The sequence below is a fragment of the Pseudomonas jessenii genome, assembly GCF_002236115.1.
In the GTDB taxonomy this organism is placed as follows: domain Bacteria; phylum Pseudomonadota; class Gammaproteobacteria; order Pseudomonadales; family Pseudomonadaceae; genus Aquipseudomonas; species Aquipseudomonas jessenii.
The window spans coordinates 214,520-230,511 of record NZ_NIWT01000003.1 but is presented as its reverse complement, the minus strand read 5'-3'; the positions used below and the strand labels follow the sequence as shown (position 1 = coordinate 230,511).

Annotated in this window: 15 protein-coding genes; 11 read left to right on the top strand and 4 right to left on the bottom strand. The window is 60.6% G+C overall.

Translation table 11 applies throughout. The features are described from left to right. Positions 1-8: 8 nt before the first annotated feature. Positions 9-977 carry an L-arabinose ABC transporter permease AraH gene (gene araH / locus PSJE_RS10160; protein ID WP_090457976.1) on the top strand — a complete coding sequence of 323 codons (969 nt, stop codon included), beginning with the start codon at positions 9-11 and terminating at the stop codon, positions 975-977. Between the two features lie 145 nt (positions 978-1,122). On the opposite strand, the gene PSJE_RS10155 is transcribed toward araH, so the two are convergent. Next, positions 1,123-1,446 (bottom strand): hypothetical protein, encoded by a 324-nt coding sequence (locus PSJE_RS10155; RefSeq protein ID WP_057713730.1) that lies wholly within the window; start codon positions 1,444-1,446, stop codon positions 1,123-1,125. Between the two features lie 81 nt (positions 1,447-1,527). After that, positions 1,528-2,733: an MFS transporter gene (locus tag PSJE_RS10150; protein ID WP_090457183.1), complete on the bottom strand. Its 1,206-nt coding sequence runs from the start codon at positions 2,731-2,733 to the stop codon at positions 1,528-1,530. Positions 2,734-3,026: 293 nt separating this feature from the next. On the opposite strand from PSJE_RS10150, the gene PSJE_RS10145 reads away from it, so the two are divergent. From PSJE_RS10145 to PSJE_RS10120, 6 genes are all read left to right on the top strand, one after another. Beyond that, positions 3,027-3,509, top strand: a complete 483-nt coding sequence (locus PSJE_RS10145; protein ID WP_057713732.1) for a GNAT family N-acetyltransferase — start codon at positions 3,027-3,029, stop codon at positions 3,507-3,509. 145 nt (positions 3,510-3,654) lie between these two features. Next, positions 3,655-4,647, top strand: coding sequence for a 2-dehydro-3-deoxygalactonokinase (locus PSJE_RS10140; protein WP_090457181.1), 993 nt, complete (start codon positions 3,655-3,657; stop codon positions 4,645-4,647). A 19-nt stretch (positions 4,648-4,666) separates the two neighbouring features. Next, positions 4,667-5,287: a 2-dehydro-3-deoxy-6-phosphogalactonate aldolase gene (locus tag PSJE_RS10135; protein ID WP_090457179.1), complete on the top strand. Its 621-nt coding sequence runs from the start codon at positions 4,667-4,669 to the stop codon at positions 5,285-5,287. A gap of 48 nt (positions 5,288-5,335) precedes the next feature. Beyond that, positions 5,336-6,484: a galactonate dehydratase gene (gene dgoD, locus PSJE_RS10130; RefSeq protein ID WP_090457177.1), complete on the top strand. Its 1,149-nt coding sequence runs from the start codon at positions 5,336-5,338 to the stop codon at positions 6,482-6,484. 167 nt (positions 6,485-6,651) lie between these two features. After that, complete coding sequence (locus PSJE_RS10125) at positions 6,652-7,962, top strand: MFS transporter (RefSeq protein ID WP_057713735.1); 1,311 nt, start codon at positions 6,652-6,654, stop codon at positions 7,960-7,962. 60 nt (positions 7,963-8,022) lie between these two features. Next, a complete protein-coding gene (locus PSJE_RS10120; protein WP_057713736.1) occupies positions 8,023-8,826 on the top strand; it encodes an IclR family transcriptional regulator in 804 nt (267 codons plus the stop codon). On the opposite strand, the gene PSJE_RS10115 is transcribed toward PSJE_RS10120, so the two are convergent. Further along, entirely contained in the window at positions 8,823-9,875 is a 1,053-nt protein-coding gene (locus PSJE_RS10115; RefSeq protein WP_057713737.1) for an NAD(P)-dependent alcohol dehydrogenase, read from the bottom strand. The genes PSJE_RS10120 and PSJE_RS10115 overlap by 4 nt on opposite strands. Before the next feature lie 191 nt (positions 9,876-10,066). On the opposite strand from PSJE_RS10115, the gene PSJE_RS10110 reads away from it, so the two are divergent. Then, positions 10,067-10,957 (top strand): AraC family transcriptional regulator, encoded by an 891-nt coding sequence (locus PSJE_RS10110; protein WP_057713738.1) that lies wholly within the window; start codon positions 10,067-10,069, stop codon positions 10,955-10,957. 97 nt (positions 10,958-11,054) lie between these two features. Here the strand turns inward: PSJE_RS10110 and PSJE_RS10105 are convergent, their stop codons facing one another. Beyond that, a complete protein-coding gene (locus PSJE_RS10105) occupies positions 11,055-12,719 on the bottom strand; it encodes an electron transfer flavoprotein-ubiquinone oxidoreductase (RefSeq protein ID WP_057713739.1) in 1,665 nt (554 codons plus the stop codon). A gap of 548 nt (positions 12,720-13,267) precedes the next feature. Between PSJE_RS10105 and PSJE_RS10100 the strand changes: the two genes are divergently transcribed. The 3 genes from PSJE_RS10100 (at position 13,268) to PSJE_RS10090 (ending at position 15,985) form a co-directional block, all read left to right on the top strand. After that, complete coding sequence (locus PSJE_RS10100) at positions 13,268-14,017, top strand: electron transfer flavoprotein subunit beta/FixA family protein (protein WP_015093946.1); 750 nt, start codon at positions 13,268-13,270, stop codon at positions 14,015-14,017. Further along, positions 14,018-14,947: an electron transfer flavoprotein subunit alpha/FixB family protein gene (locus PSJE_RS10095; protein ID WP_008004325.1), complete on the top strand. Its 930-nt coding sequence runs from the start codon at positions 14,018-14,020 to the stop codon at positions 14,945-14,947. 198 nt (positions 14,948-15,145) lie between these two features. Continuing rightward, a complete protein-coding gene (locus PSJE_RS10090) occupies positions 15,146-15,985 on the top strand; it encodes a substrate-binding periplasmic protein (protein ID WP_090457176.1) in 840 nt (279 codons plus the stop codon). Positions 15,986-15,992 lie beyond the last annotated feature (7 nt).

Genomic DNA, 15,992 nt, shown 5'->3' with positions numbered 1-15,992 from the left:
TGACTATGATGACAACCCAAAACAACACCCTGCCGACCACGCGCAAACCGCTGGACCTGCGGCGCTTCCTTGATGACTGGGTGATGCTGCTGGCGGCGGTCGGCATCTTTGTCGCCTGTACCTTGCTGATCGACAACTTCCTTTCACCGCTGAACATGCGTGGCCTGGGCCTGGCGATTTCCACCACCGGCATTGCTGCCTGCACCATGTTGTATTGCCTGGCGTCCGGGCATTTCGACTTGTCGGTGGGCTCGGTGATTGCTTGTGCCGGGGTGGTCGCGGCGGTGGTGATGCGCGACACCGACAGCGTGTTTCTCGGTGTCTGTGCCGCGCTGGTGATGGGCCTGATCGTCGGGTTGATCAACGGGATAGTGATCGCCAAGCTGCGGGTCAATGCGCTGATCACCACGCTGGCGACCATGCAGATCGTGCGCGGCCTGGCCTACATCTTCGCCAACGGCAAAGCGGTGGGGGTGTCCCAGGAATCGTTTTTTGTGTTCGGTAACGGCCAGATGTTTGGCGTGCCGGTACCGATCCTGATCACCATCGTCTGCTTCCTGTTCTTCGGCTGGCTGCTGAACTACACCACCTACGGGCGCAACACCATGGCCATCGGCGGCAACCAGGAAGCGGCGCTGCTGGCCGGTGTGAATGTCGACCGGACCAAGATCATCATCTTCGCCGTGCACGGTGTGATCGGCGCGTTGGCCGGGGTGATCCTGGCCTCGCGCATGACCTCCGGCCAGCCAATGATCGGCCAGGGTTTCGAATTGACGGTGATCTCGGCCTGCGTGCTGGGCGGGGTGTCGTTGAGTGGCGGGATCGGCATGATCCGGCACGTGATCGCCGGGGTGTTGATTCTGGCGATCATCGAAAATGCGATGAACCTGAAGAACATCGATACGTTTTATCAGTATGTAATCCGGGGTTCGATTTTGCTTCTGGCCGTCGTGATTGACCGCCTGAAACAGCGCTGACACTCATTACACCTGTGGGAGCGAGCTTGCTCGCGATGAGGCCAACAGCTTCAGCACAAAAAGTTGGCCTTAACCCGCCTTGTGCTTTTGCTCGGCGGTGTATTTGGTTTTGCTTCCACGAGGCATGGGATTTCTCCTGGCTTCATTACTCTCTCAAATGGCTTTCCTCGTCCTCGGTGGTGCTTGAACCGAGGCCACCACTGCCGGGTGTTTTTTTGTCCGGCAGGTTCGTCCCGCCCTGACGTCCCGCGTCGTTGCCTTGAATCCGCGGGTCGGTGCCGGTGGCGGGCGGCAGGTTTTGGTCGATCGTCGTGCCATCGGTGTTCATGCCGGGGGCACTCTGGATGGCGGGAGCCCTGGGTTTTTCCACCGGATTGGTCGGGCCGGTGCTCGAGCCGATGGTTCCGGCGAAGGAGGCGGCGGATAAAAGGGCAGTGAGAACGAGGGCGGTCAACCTGGACAGGGTCATGGTGGTGTCTCCAGCGAGTAGAGTCCTTACCTGATTAGTCCGCCCTCGATCCGGATGGGTGCATTGTCAGCGACGAACGGCTCAGGCCTCCTGCAGTGCCCTGACCGCTGTGGCTCTACGCCAGATCAAGCGGCCCACGGTGATCAGCCAGTTGAGCGAGGCAACCGCCAACACCGTGAGCAACAGCGTGGGCATGCCTTGCTCGACGATGATTTTCCCTGCCAGCAATGGAAATCCGAACACGCCGATGAAGTACGACAGGCTGAACAGCAGCAAGGATTGTGCGGTGGTGCCGTTCGGCGCTTCATTGGCGGCCAGGCCGTTGATCACCGAGTAGGTCAGGCCGTAACCGATCCCGAGCATCACCGCCGCGAGCACGTAGCTGACGCTGCTGTCGACGACAACACCGAACATCACGATCGATGCCAGCATCAGCCCCGAAAGCAGGCACGATGCACGCAATGGATCGCGCTTGACCACGAAACCGGCAACCAGCATGCGGCCGCTGATCGCCGCGCTCATGAAGCCGAGGAAGAACAGCGAATAGTCGAGCGAGCGCGCTGCGGCATAACTGGTTTGAAAGCTCGACAGACCACCGAACACGCAGCCGCCGAGACCAACCATGATGATCGGGAAAACGGCCCTGGACGACAGCACCTGACCCGCTGCACGCCAGGAAATTCGCGATACGCTGCCAGATTGCGCGGGCGCCGGTTTCAGTTGTCGATCCAGGCGCCAGAACAGCAATACGCCGATCAGGCTGGCCAGCGCCGCCAGGTAAAACGCCGCGGTCACCGGATAGCCAAGCGCACTCGCCGCGCGGCCGAGCAAAGGGCCGCTGCCGATCCCGGTCATCATGCTGCCGGACAACAGGGCGAAGTATCTGGCGCGCTGCGCGGGTGTCACCAGGCTTGCCACGATGATCGGCCCCAGGGTGTAGAACACGCCCCAGCCCAAGCCCAGCAGCAGGCCGAAAAACAACAGCAGATGACCGAAGCCCGGGGTCAGGGCGAAGCCCAGGCTGGCCGCTACCAGCAATACACCGAACAGCGCCACCGAGCGGGCGGCACCGAGCAGGTCGGACAAATGACCGGAAACAATCACCGCTGCAAAGGTGCTGAGCATTGCCGCCGAAATCACACTTCCGGCGTCGTGTTCGTTACCGCCGCGAGAACCAATCAGCAACGACAGCAGAAACGTCGAGCCGTAGGACAATGACAACAGGTAACTGGCAAGACAAAAAAGGCCGAACAGCTTGCTTGAAACTGGGGGTGTTGCGGTAGACATGACGCGGTTCCTTGACCGGATAAATGAGCAGCGCGTCTATCTAACCACGCAGACCCCGAATATTAGGTCCGAGGTTATCGATTCCAGGGTTAGTGCCGGCCGGAGTAAACCCCCTTTGTAGGAGCGAGCTTGCTCGCGATGAACCCGAGAACACCGCGTGTATCCAGAAAGCACGCGTTATCGTTAACGACCATCGCGAGCGAGCTCGCTCCTACAGGTGTTGGGACAGTTCCCTCGCCACAAATACCGCGCCGTCTTAGTATGGCGTTTTCCACTTTTGACAAGGCACGTCCATGACGATCGAAATCCGCCCGGCGACCCCCAGTGACGCACCGCAAATCCTCGCGTTCATCACTGAACTGGCCGACTACGAACGTGCCCGCCATGAAGTCATCGCCAGCGTTGCCGATATCGAGCGCAGCCTGTTCAGCGAAGGCGCCACAGCCCATGGCCTGATCTGCCTGCGCGAGGGTGCACCCATCGGTTTCGCGGTGTTCTTCTTCAGCTATTCCACCTGGCTTGGCAGCAACTGCCTGTACCTCGAAGACCTCTACATCACCCCGGAACAACGCGGCGGTGGCGCGGGCAAGACCCTGTTGCGGCATCTGGCGAAAATCGCCTGCGCCAACGACTGCGGCCGTTTCGAGTGGAGCGTGCTGGAATGGAATACGCCGGCCATCGATTTCTACAAATCCCTGGGCGCGCAGCCGCAGGAGGAGTGGGTGCGCTATCGGATGGATGGGGCGGTGTTGCGGGATTTTGCAGCGGGTAACTGATCGCTTCCAAAAGATCGCAGCCTTCGGGCTGCGATTTTTTTGCCTTGTCTCATAATATGGGATTGATATTTATATATTGAGATTTGTCCCTTCGCAGGTTTATAGTCCCGCTCACTCACTGCCAAAAACCAAAACAGGTGAAGCGATGCAGGCGCAATTGATCGCGCTCGACTGGGGGACAACCTCATTACGTGCTTACAAACTGGCCGAAGGCGGGCAAGTGCTCGAACAGCGTTCGCTGTCGTCGGGGATCATGCAGCTGCCGAAAGCGCCGCGAATCATTGGCGGCCGGGAATGCGCCGATGGTTTCGAACTGGCCTTCGATGAGGCTTGTGGCGACTGGCTCGACGCCCAGCCGGATTTGCCGGTGATTGCCTGCGGCATGGTCGGCAGCGCCCAGGGTTGGAGCGAAGCGGCCTACCGGGACACGCCGGCGAACGTCGCCACGCTCGGTACTTCCTTGCAAACCGTGCGCAGCCGGCGCGGCGTCGATGTGCACATCGTGCCCGGCGTCATCGAGCGTTCGCCTTTGCCGAACGTGATGCGCGGCGAAGAAACCCAGGTACTCGGCGTGCTGCAAAACCTGACGAGCGAGGCGGGCGCTGATCTGCTGATCGGCCTGCCGGGCAGCCATTCGAAATGGGTGGAAGTGGCCGGCGGCTGCATCGTGCACTTCGACACTTTCATGACCGGCGAAGTCTTCGCCGTGCTCAGTCAACACAGCATTCTCGGACGCACCCAACAATGTGGCGCGTCTTTCGATGGCGATGCGTTTGATCGCGGCGTGAAGGTCGCGTTGTCGGCGCACGGTGAAATCGGCCTGCTGTCGACGATGTTCAGCGCCCGCAGTCTCGGGCTGACCGGCGAGTTGAGCGCAATCGCCCAGGCGGACTATCTGTCCGGCCTGCTGATCGGCCACGAGTTGACGGCCGTGGCCAATGTCCAGCGGCGCCGACGCAACAGTGTGCATCTGCCTTCGATCATCCTCATCGGCAACACCCAACTCTGTGCCCGCTACAGCCGTGCGCTCGACGCCTGCGGTTTTGCCCGGGTGACCCTGGCCGAACAGGCCACCGAACGCGGGTTGTGGCAACTGGCGTTGGCTGCCGGCCTGGTCACGTGCACCGCATCCCGTTAAACCTGACTGGAGTCCTGACATGCTCAAACAAGCCCTGGCGCAAAACGGCCTGATCGCGATCCTGCGTGGCCTGCGCCCGCAGGAAGCGGCGGCCATCGGCGAAGTCCTGTACGCCGCCGGATTTCGCGTCATCGAAGTGCCGCTCAATTCCCCTGAACCGTACGAAAGTATCCGCATCCTGCGCAGTACCTTGCCCGCCGATTGCCTGATCGGTGCCGGTACGGTGTTGACGCCGGAGCAGGTCGAGCAAGTGAAAGCCGCGGGCGGCCAGGTGATCGTCATGCCCCATAGCGATCCGAAGGTCTTGCGCGCGGCGAAAGCGGCAGGGTTGTACCTGTCGCCGGGTGTCGCCACGCCGACCGAAGCCTTCACGGCACTGGCTGAAGGCGCGGATGTGCTGAAGCTGTTTCCGGCCGAGCAGATGGGGCCGGCAGTCGTCAAAGCCTGGCTCGCCGTATTGCCTGCCGGAACCCTGCTGGCGCCGGTTGGCGGGATCACGCCAGACAACATGCAGTCGTTCATCGACGCCGGCGTCAAAGGTTTCGGCCTCGGTTCCGGCCTGTTCAAACCGGGCATGACGCCTACGCAAGTGTCGGCCAATGCCGAGGCCTACGTCGCTGCCTGGAAAGCCCTTCGCTGAGACTTCATTGAGCGCCGAGCGCGCTGCATCTAATAAGAGAGCCAAAAGATGAAAATCACCAAACTGACCACCTTCATCGTTCCGCCGCGCTGGTGCTTCCTCAAGGTCGAAACCGACGAGGGCGTCACCGGTTGGGGTGAGCCCGTGGTCGAAGGTCGCGCCCACACCGTTGCCGCTGCCGTTGAAGAATTGTCCGACTACCTGATCGGTAAAGACCCGCGCAACATCGAAGACATCTGGACCGTGCTCTATCGCGGCGGCTTCTACCGTGGCGGCGCGATCCACATGAGCGCTCTGGCCGGTATCGATCAGGCCTTGTGGGACATCAAGGGCAAGGCGCTGGGCGTGTCGGTCAGCGATCTGCTGGGTGGCCAGGTGCGGGACAAGATTCGTGTGTACTCGTGGATCGGCGGTGACCGTCCAGCGGACACCGCGCGTGCGGCGAAAGAAGCGGTCGAGCGTGGTTTTACCGCGGTGAAAATGAACGGCACCGAAGAGCTGCAATTCCTCGATACCTTCGACAAGGTCGACCAGGCCCTGGCCAACGTCGCTGCCGTGCGCGATGCCGTCGGCCCGAACGTCGGCATAGGCGTCGACTTCCATGGCCGGGTGCACAAGCCCATGGCCAAGGTGCTTATGAAGGAGCTTGATCCGTACAAGCTGATGTTCATCGAAGAGCCGGTGCTGAGCGAAAACTACGAAGCGCTCAAAGAGTTGGCGCCGCTGACCAGTACGCCGATTGCCCTGGGCGAACGGCTGTTCTCGCGCTGGGATTTCAAGCGCGTGCTCAGCGAAGGTTATGTCGACATCATCCAGCCGGATGCCTCCCACGCCGGTGGCATCACCGAGACCCGCAAGATCGCCAACATGGCCGAAGCCTACGACGTGGCGCTGGCGCTGCATTGCCCGTTGGGCCCGATTGCTCTGGCGGCGTGCCTGCAACTGGACGCGGCTTGCTACAACGCGTTCATCCAGGAACAGAGCCTGGGCATCCATTACAACGAGAGCAACGACCTGCTCGACTACGTCAAAGACCCAAGGGTGTTCGACTACGACAAAGGCTTCGTGAAGATCCCGAACGGCCCGGGCCTGGGCATCGAGATCAACGAGGAATACGTGATCGAACGCGCCACCATCGGCCACCGCTGGCGCAACCCGATCTGGCGCCATGCCGATGGCAGTTTTGCCGAGTGGTGATCACTCCCTGATCCACCACTTATCCCCTGTAGGAGCGAGCTTGCTCGCGATGGTGTGTCATTCAGCCTGATGTCGACTGACACACCATCGCGAGCAGGCTCGCTCCTACAAGGGGTCTGCGCGAAGTTTCAAATCGACCTCAATAACCATAAGAAGAGGCACCCCCCATGCAACCGCAAACCCTCACCGGGCAGGCGTCGTTGGTGACGCCCAGCCGCAAGCGTTTTTTCATCATGGTGCTGTTGTTCATCACCGTGGTGATCAACTACCTGGACCGCAGCAACCTGTCCATCGCTGCCCCGGCATTGACCAGTGACTTGGGCATCGACCCGATCCACGTCGGCCTGATCTTCTCTGCGTTCGGCTGGACCTACGCGGCCATGCAAATCCCCGGCGGCTGGCTGGTGGATCGCGTGCCACCGCGCATCCTTTACAGTGTTGCCTTGCTGCTGTGGTCGGTGGCCACGGTGATGCTCGGCTTCGCCGGCAGCTTCATCGCGCTGTTCGTGTTGCGCATGGCAGTCGGCGCCCTGGAAGCGCCGGCGTACCCGATCAACAGCCGTGTGGTCACCACCTGGTTCCCCGAGCGCGAGCGTGCCACGGCCATCGGTTTCTATACCTCCGGGCAATTCGTCGGTCTGGCCTTCCTGACGCCGGTGCTGGCCTGGCTGCAGCACGAATTCGGCTGGCACATGGTGTTCGTCACTACTGGCGCGGTGGGCATTGTGTGGGCGGTGATCTGGTACGCGGTGTATCGCGAGCCACGGGATTTCAAAGGTGCCAATGACGCGGAAATCGATTTGATCCGCGAGGGCGGCGGGCTGGTGGACATCCAGGCCGAACAGGCCAGGGTCAAAGCCAAATTCAGCTGGACCGACCTGGGGATTGTCCTGACCAAGCGCAAGCTCTGGGGCATTTACCTCGGGCAGTTCTGCCTCAACTCGACACTGTGGTTCTTCCTCACCTGGTTCCCGACCTACCTGGTGAAGTATCGCGGCATGGACTTCATCAAGTCCGGCCTGTTGGCATCGCTGCCGTTTCTCGCCGCGTTTATCGGTGTGCTGTGTTCCGGTTTCTTCTCGGACTTTTTGATCCGTCGCGGTTACACGGTAGGTTTCGCCCGCAAGTTGCCGATCATCAGTGGCCTGCTGATTTCCACCTCGATCATCGGCGCCAACTTTGTCGAGTCGACGCCGTTGGTGATTGCCTTCCTCGCGCTGGCATTCTTCGGCAATGGCCTGGCTTCGATTACCTGGTCGCTGGTATCGACTTTGGCTCCGGCGCGCTTGCTCGGGCTGACCGGCGGTGTGTTCAACTTCATCGGCAACCTGTCGGCGATTGCCACGCCTATCGTGATCGGCTTCCTCGCGACGGGTGATTCTTTTGCCCCGGCGATCACCTATATCTCGGTGCTTGCACTGATTGGCGCACTGTCCTACATCTTGCTGGTGGGCAAGGTCGAGCGTATCAAGTTGTAGTCGTGGCACGCGGGCGACCATAATGCCGCCCGTTCACTCGCTCAACGGTAAAGGCTGGATATGCAGGAAGACGCCCCAAAAATCGCCAAGGACGCCGCGCCGACCGGCACCCAGACCCTGCTTCGCGGGTTGGGTGTGGTCCAGGCCGTGGCCAGCGGCGCCCGGGATCTCAAGGAAATCGCCCGGCTGATCGGCACCACGCGCAGCACCACCCATCGCCTGGCCAGTTGCCTGGTGGACGAGCGTTATCTGCGGGTGGTGCCGCAAGTCGGTTATTTGCTGGGGCCGAAACTGATCGAACTGGGCTTTCAGGCCCGTGAAGAGCTGCCGTTGGTGACCCTGGCCGGGCCGTACCTGGATGAGTTGTCGGCGTTGACCGGCGACACCATTCACCTGGCGATCCGTGAAGGCGACGAAGTGCTGTACCTGCACAAGAATCCGGGGCGCAATGGCCCGGAAATGCGTTCGCGGGTCGGCCATCGCATGCCGTTGGCGCGCACCGGGATCGGCAAGGCGCTGATGCTCGATGATTCACCGCAAGAGTGGCAGCGCCTTTACGAAGTCAGCCTGCCGGTGGGTGGGAAAAACCAGTTCTGGCCGCAGCACCCGGAGCAAACCTGGGAGCAGTTTCAGCAGCGCATGGTCGAGTATGTGGCCGGCGGTTATGCGTTCGACCTGGAAGACAACGAACCGTCGATCCGCTGTGTGGCCGCTCCGATCCGTGATGCCAGCAAGCGCATCGTCGCCGGCATCAGCATTGCCAGTACCGTGCCTTACATGCCGCTGGAAAAAATGGCCGAGCTGATTCCCCTGATCAAAGGGGTCACGGCCCGGCTGTCGGCGGAGCTTGGCTTGAAGGTTTAGATTTTCAAGGTCGCCATGTCGATGACGAAGCGGTACTTCACGTCACCGGCGATCATGCGGGCGTAAGCCTCGTTGATCTGGCGGATGTCGAGCATCTCGATGTCGCAGGTGATGTTGTGCTCGGCGCAGAAATCCAGCACTTCCTGGGTTTCTGCGATGCCGCCGATCAGCGAGCCGGCGAGCACGCGACGCCCCAACACCAGTTTGGCGGCATGTACCGGTGGCTCCACCGGTTCGATCAACCCCACCAGGATATGTACGCCGTCGAATCGCAGCGTATCGAGGTAAGGGTTGAGGTCGTGCTGCACCGGAATGGTGTCGAGCAGGAAATCGAAGTGCCCGGCCGCAGCCTGCATCTGGGCATCATCGGTGGACACGATCACATGGTCCGCACCCTGGCGACGAGCCTCTTCGGCCTTGCTCGCCGAACGGGTGAACAAGGTCACCTCGGCGCCCATGGCCTTGGCGAACTTGATGCCCATGTGGCCCAGGCCGCCCATGCCGAGAATCCCGACCTTGTCACCGGCCTTCACGCCGTAGTGCTTGAGCGGTGAGTAGGTGGTGATGCCGGCGCACAGGATCGGCGCGGCGCTGGCCAGGGGCAGTTTTTCCGGGATACGCACCACAAAGTGCTCGCTGACCACGATGCTGTCGGAGTAGCCGCCCATGGTGTTGCTGCCATCCACGCGGTCCGGGGTGGCGTAGGTCATGGTCGGACCTTCGAGGCAGTATTGCTCGAGGTTGGCCTGGCAGGCTTCGCAGCTGCGGCAGGAATCGACCATGCAGCCGACACCAACCAGATCGCCGACTTTATGCTGGGTGACACTCGCACCCACGGCGGTCACCTTGCCTACGATTTCGTGGCCAGGCATCAGCGGGTAAACGGCAATGCCCCACTCGTTGCGGGCCTGATGGATGTCGGAATGGCAGACGCCGCAGTAGAGAATCTCGATGGCAACGTCGTCAGGCCTTGGGCTGCGACGTTCGAATTTCACGGGGGCGAGGGGAGTGGTGGCCGACTGGGCGGCGTATCCGATGGCGGTGTACATGGTGAACCTCGCAAAAGCGCTGACGGGTGAGGTGGCGCATTTTGGGCGTCGTCCCCTGTACCGGCCATGGCGATTCCTCCGGGTGTCATGCCTATTCCTCCGGCATCCGCCTCTGTTCGAACCCATTGGCAATCAGACCTGCGATGATGCTTTCGTCCCTTATTCCGTGACCTTTTTTGTGAAGAGCCCCGATGCTGTTGACCCGTTACCTTGATGCCAATGCCACCCTGGTTTCGCTGATCGAGCCGCTGTCCACTCGCGACGGTTTCGTCCCGACTGCGTTGCCGGGCGTACAGGTTCTGCGGGCCAGTTGCGACGTGGCCCGTGGGCCGCAGATCTATGAGCCGAGCCTGGTGATCATCGCCCAGGGCAGCAAACTGGCGTACCTGGGGCCGCGCACCCTGGAATATGGTGCTGGGCATTACCTGATTCAGGCGCTGCCGGTGCCGTTCGAGTGTGAAACCTTTGCCGCGCCCAGCGGGCCGATGCTGGGTGTTTCCGTCGCGATCGACCGGGTGATGCTGGGCGAGTTGGTGTTGGCGATGGGCCTGGCGCCGGGGCGGCATATTCCGGCGCAAACACCGGAGTCCATGACCTCGGCAGTACTCGATGACGCCATGCGCGGTTGTGTCGAGCGGCTGCTGCGTTGCCTGCACGATCCGCTGGAATGCCAGATCATGGGGCAAGCGCGTTTGCGTGAGTTGCTGTTCGTCGCCTTGCGCGGTCCGCAAGCCGATGTATTGCGGGCACTGGTTGAGCAGCAGGGGCAGTTCGCCCGGATCGCGGCATCCCTCAGTCATCTGCATGCGCATTACACCGAACCGTTGAACGTCGAGACCCTGGCCAGTTGCGCCAACATGAGTGCGTCGACCTTTCACGAGCATTTCAAGCGCAGCACCTTGTTGTCACCGGTGCAGTACCTGAAGCGATTGCGTCTGCTGCGGGCGCAGCAGTTGTTGGTGGGGGAGGGGCTGGGTGTGGCGCAGGTGGCGCATCGGGTGGGGTATCAGAGCACGTCGCAGTTCAGTCGCGAGTACAAGCGGTACTTCGAGCGTAATCCCGGGGATGAACGCGCTGCCTGAGTTGGTAATAGATCCCCTGTGGGAGCGGTGTTATGTCCTGAATCGCACGCAACAAAAAGGCCCCCGTTTCGGGAGCCTTGATGTTCAGCGGTTCGGCTTACATGTTCGGGTAAGTCGGGCCACCAGCCCCTTCCGGCGCCACCCAGGTGATGTTCTGTGCAGGGTCCTTGATGTCGCAGGTCTTGCAGTGAACGCAGTTCTGGGCGTTGATCTGGAAGCGCTTCTCGCCGTCTTCCTTGGTGATCACTTCATACACGCCGGCCGGGCAGTAACGCTGTGCCGGCTCATCGTACAGCGGCAGGTTCTTGCTGATCGGGATGCTCGCGTCGGCCAGCTTCAGGTGGCACGGCTGTTCTTCTTCGTGGTTGGTACCGGAGATGAACACCGAGCTGAGTTTGTCGAAGCTGAGCTTGCCGTCCGGTTTCGGGTAGTCGATCTTCTTGCAGTCGGCCGCGAGCTTGAGGCAAGCGTAATCCGGCTTGGTGTCGTGCAGGGTGAACGGCAGTTTGCCGCCGAAGATGTTCTGGTCGAGCCAGTTGAAACCGCCGCCGACGATGGCGCCGAACTTGTGGATCGCCGGGCCGAAGTTGCGGCTGGCGAACAGTTCTTCGTAGAGCCAGCTCTTCTTGAACGCGTCCACATAAGTGGTCAGCTCTTCGGTGCCGTCCTTCTCGGCGAACAGCGCCTCGGCCACGGATTCAGCGGCGAGCATGCCGGACTTCATCGCGGTGTGGCTGCCTTTGATCTTGGCGAAGTTCAGGGTACCGAGGTCGCAACCGATCAGCGCGCCGCCCTTGAACACCATTTTCGGCAGCGAGTTCAGGCCGCCCTTGCAGATGGCACGTGCGCCGTAGCTGATGCGCTTGCCGCCTTCCAGGTACTGAGCAAGCACCGGGTGATGCTTGAGACGCTGGAACTCGTCGAACGGCGACAGGTAGGTGTTGCTGTAGGACAGGTCGACGATCAGGCCAACCACGACCTGGTTGTTTTCCAGGTGATAGAGGAACGAGCCACCGGTGTTCTCGGTGCCCATGATGTCCATCGGCCAACCGGCGGTGTGCACTACCAGGCCTGGCTGATGCTTGGCCGGGTCGACTTCCCAGATTTCCTTCAGGCCGATGCCGTAGTGCTGGGCATCAGCGTCAGTGTCCAGGTTGAAGCGCTTGATCAGTTGCTTGCCGATGTGGCCACGGCAACCTTCGGCGAACAGCGTGTACTTGCCACGCAGTTCCATGCCAGGAGTGTACAAGCCTTCCTTCGGGTTGCCTTCGCGGTCAACGCCCAGGTCGCCGGTGATGATCCCGCGAACCACGCCGTTTTCGTCGATCAGCGCTTCCTGAGCGGCGAAGCCGGGGTAGATTTCCACGCCCAGGTTCTCGGCCTGCTGGGCCAGCCAGCGGCACAGGTTGCCCAGGGAGATGATGTAGTTGCCTTCGTTGTGCATGGTCTTGGGCACAAAGAAGTCTGGAATTTTCTGCGCGCTTTCAGCGTTCTTGAGCACGAAGATGTCGTCGCGGGTGACGGGCGTGTTCAGCGGCGCGCCGAGTTCTTTCCAGTTCGGGAACAGTTCGTTCAGGGCCCGTGGTTCGAACACGGCGCCGGACAGAATGTGAGCACCGACTTCGGAGCCTTTTTCGACCACGCAGACGCTGATTTCCTTACCGGCTTCAGCGGCCTTCTGCTTCAAGCGGCAGGCGGCGGAAAGACCAGCGGGGCCGGCACCGACGATGACCACGTCGAATTCCATGTATTCGCGTTCCACAGGTTATCTCCTACTCAAGGCTCAACAGTTTTTTTTCTAATTTGGAAGTCGGGTGTCGCATCCATGAATTCCGGCGCAACGCCGGAAGAGGACAATCGATTGACCACCTTTCTCTTTTGGTGGCGCATTATATCTACACCACTCTCAGCGTCCAATACAAACGTTTGTTTGAATTGGCTCAAAGCCAGAGAAATCAAAGTCACGCGCCTTATGAACGGCCATTTTGGCGTATTGACCGGAATAGGCGTTCCGGTCAAGATACGGGCGGTTTTGCGCTCGCCGTAGGCTGGCTGTTGGTTTCAAGAGCACCTCTAAAGACAGGGCGATGGCAGTAGAGAGTGATGCGCTGCGCGGGTTTGATGTGCAGTTTACACGCCGCGATGTTGAATGACTCGTCAGTCACCACTGACCAACGGTCATCCAGATCATGAGCGATGGTCACTTGACCGCTTTGCCGGCGTTTTTGGAGGTGCCCTTGCGCCCGATGAGCATCAACCGCCAGGTTCGCCTAGGCGACTTTCTTTTCACCGGAGAGTAACGAGGAATCCATGAAGGTTCTTGTAGCTGTCAAACGCGTTGTGGATTACAACGTCAAGGTTCGCGTCAAGGCGGACAATTCCGGCGTCGATCTTGCCAACGTCAAGATGTCGATGAACCCGTTCTGCGAAATCGCCGTGGAAGAAGCCGTACGCCTGAAAGAGAAGGGTGTTGCGACTGAAATCGTCGTCGTCTCCGTAGGCCCGTCCACCGCTCAAGAGCAACTGCGCACCGCGCTGGCTCTGGGTGCCGACCGCGCCATCCTCGTCGAGTCCGCCGAAGACCTGACTTCCCTGGCTGTTGCCAAACTGTTGAAAGCTGTTGTCGACAAGGAACAGCCTCAGCTGGTGATCCTTGGCAAACAGGCCATCGACAGCGACAACAACCAGACTGGCCAGATGCTCGCTGCATTGAGCGGCTACGGTCAGGGCACGTTCGCTTCGAAAGTCGAAATCAGCGGCGACAGCGTAGCTGTGACCCGTGAAATCGACGGCGGCGCGCAAACAGTTTCCCTGAAACTGCCGGCGATCGTCACCACCGACCTGCGTTTGAACGAGCCGCGCTATGCGTCTCTGCCAAACATCATGAAAGCCAAGAAGAAGCCTCTCGAAGTGCTGACTCCGGATGCTTTGGGCGTTTCCACCGCCTCCACCAACAAGACTTTGAAAGTCGAAGCGCCGGCTGCACGCAGCGCGGGTATCAAGGTCAAGTCGGTGGCTGAACTGGTCGAGAAACTGAAAAACGAAGCGAAGGTAATCTAAATGACTATCTTGGTTATTGCTGAACACGACAACAAAGTGCTGGCTCCGGCCACGCTGAACACCGTTGCTGCTGCCGCCAAAATCGGTGGTGACATCCACGTTCTGGTCGCTGGCCAGGGCGCTGGCGCCGTGGCTGAAGCCGCTGCGAAAGTCGCTGGCGTGGCTAAAGTGCTGGTAGCCGATAACGCTGCCTACGCTCACCAGCTGCCGGAAAACGTCGCTCCTCTGGTTGCAGAGCTGGGCAAGGGCTACAGCCACATCCTGGCTGCCGCCACTTCCAACGGCAAAAACATCCTGCCGCGCGTTGCCGCTGCCCTGGACGTTGACCAGATCTCCGAGATCATCTCGGTAGAAAGCGCCGACACCTTCAAGCGTCCGATCTATGCCGGTAACGCCATCGCTACCGTTCAGTCGAACGCTGCGGTCAAGGTGATCACCGTGCGTGCCACCGGGTTCGACCCGGTTGCAGCTGAAGGTGGCTCTGCTGCCGTTGAAGCTGTTGGCGCTGCCCACGACGCTGGCATCTCCAGCTTCGTTGGCGAAGAACTGGCCAAGTCCGATCGTCCGGAACTGACCGCTGCCAAGATCGTCGTTTCCGGCGGTCGCGGCATGCAGAATGGCGATAACTTCAAACACCTGTACGCCCTGGCCGACAAGCTGGGCGCTGCCGTCGGTGCATCGCGCGCCGCGGTCGACGCAGGTTTTGTTCCGAACGACATGCAGGTCGGTCAGACCGGCAAGATCGTTGCTCCACAGCTGTACATCGCCGTCGGTATCTCCGGCGCGATCCAGCACCTGGCCGGCATGAAAGACTCCAAAGTGATCGTAGCGATCAACAAGGACGAAGAAGCGCCGATCTTCCAGGTGGCCGATTACGGCCTGGTGGCGGACCTGTTCGAAGCCATCCCTGAGCTGGAGAAGCTGGTCTAATCCGGCTGCTTCACTTATAAAGAGCCCGGCCTTTTGGTCGGGCTTTTTTTTGCTCTTCATTCTGTAGGAGCGAGCCTGCTCGCGATGGACGTTAACGATGACGCGTTGATCCTGGATAAACGCGGTGCCTTTGAATCCATCGCGAGCAAGCTCGCTCCTACAGGGGGGCATCACCGAGTTTGAGTGGAGTGTGAAGCGATGGATCTGCGCTGTGTGTGGAGCTTGCTGGGATTGACGCTATTGCCGGCGCTGTCTGTCGCTGCAGGCAAATGCGAGCGCCTTGTGGTAACCGGCAGCCCGGACGCACCGCCGTACCTGTGGCAAGACCCGCACAATCCCAAATACCTGATCGGTGCCAGCGCCGATTTGCTGCAGCAAGTGGCGGGGGAGTTGGGGCTCAAGGTCGAACTGCTTTATGCCGGCAAGCGCGCCCAGGCCCTGGACGAAGTGCGCAGCGGGCGCATGGACATGCTGGCGGACGCGACGTTGACCGTCAGCGAGCTGGAGACCCTGGACTACATCCATCCAGCCTTGCTGGAAAACGACTACCTGGTCTGGACTCGCAAGGACTCGACACTGGTCTACAACGAAGCACAGGACCTGCACGGCCATCCCGGTGCCGTGTCGGAAAAGGCCCGAATGACCCCGCAATTCAGCACCTTTGCCGGACAGCAACTGACCCTCACGCGCACGTCCAACCTGACCCAGGCCTTTCAAAAACTGCTGTTGGGCGAGGTCGAGTTTGTACTGGCAGGGCGTTACTCGGGCATGGCGACCGCGCAGACACTGGGCATGGCCGCTGACCTGGTCGCGCGCTCGCAACCGGTCGACAAACCTGGCCTGTACCTGGCGATTTCCCATGACTCGGCGTGCAACGATCCGTGGTTGCGCGGACAGTTGGCCAAAAAGATGACAGAATTGCCCGCGTCCGGACTGACGGAGGCCGTGCTGATGCGCAATATCGAGCGATGGAAAGCACAACGCTCACAACCACAGCCAAGCCCCCCGCAACAACCCGTCAGTACCCCAAAACAGTAAGGATTTT

Bases quoted from the DNA above. Each gene is read 5' to 3' on its own strand.
- araH (WP_090457976.1), top strand. From the start codon at position 9: ATGACAACCCAAAACAACACCCTGCCGACCACGCGCAAACCGCTGGAC.
- PSJE_RS10155 (WP_057713730.1), bottom strand. From the start codon at position 1,446: ATGACCCTGTCCAGGTTGACCGCCCTCGTTCTCACTGCCCTTTTATCC.
- PSJE_RS10150 (WP_090457183.1), bottom strand. From the start codon at position 2,733: ATGTCTACCGCAACACCCCCAGTTTCAAGCAAGCTGTTCGGCCTTTTT.
- PSJE_RS10145 (WP_057713732.1), top strand. From the start codon at position 3,027: ATGACGATCGAAATCCGCCCGGCGACCCCCAGTGACGCACCGCAAATC.
- PSJE_RS10140 (WP_090457181.1), top strand. From the start codon at position 3,655: ATGCAGGCGCAATTGATCGCGCTCGACTGGGGGACAACCTCATTACGT.
- PSJE_RS10135 (WP_090457179.1), top strand. From the start codon at position 4,667: ATGCTCAAACAAGCCCTGGCGCAAAACGGCCTGATCGCGATCCTGCGT.
- dgoD (WP_090457177.1), top strand. From the start codon at position 5,336: ATGAAAATCACCAAACTGACCACCTTCATCGTTCCGCCGCGCTGGTGC.
- PSJE_RS10125 (WP_057713735.1), top strand. From the start codon at position 6,652: ATGCAACCGCAAACCCTCACCGGGCAGGCGTCGTTGGTGACGCCCAGC.
- PSJE_RS10120 (WP_057713736.1), top strand. From the start codon at position 8,023: ATGCAGGAAGACGCCCCAAAAATCGCCAAGGACGCCGCGCCGACCGGC.
- PSJE_RS10115 (WP_057713737.1), bottom strand. From the start codon at position 9,875: ATGTACACCGCCATCGGATACGCCGCCCAGTCGGCCACCACTCCCCTC.
- PSJE_RS10110 (WP_057713738.1), top strand. From the start codon at position 10,067: ATGCTGTTGACCCGTTACCTTGATGCCAATGCCACCCTGGTTTCGCTG.
- PSJE_RS10100 (WP_015093946.1), top strand. From the start codon at position 13,268: ATGAAGGTTCTTGTAGCTGTCAAACGCGTTGTGGATTACAACGTCAAG.
- PSJE_RS10095 (WP_008004325.1), top strand. From the start codon at position 14,018: ATGACTATCTTGGTTATTGCTGAACACGACAACAAAGTGCTGGCTCCG.
- PSJE_RS10090 (WP_090457176.1), top strand. From the start codon at position 15,146: ATGGATCTGCGCTGTGTGTGGAGCTTGCTGGGATTGACGCTATTGCCG.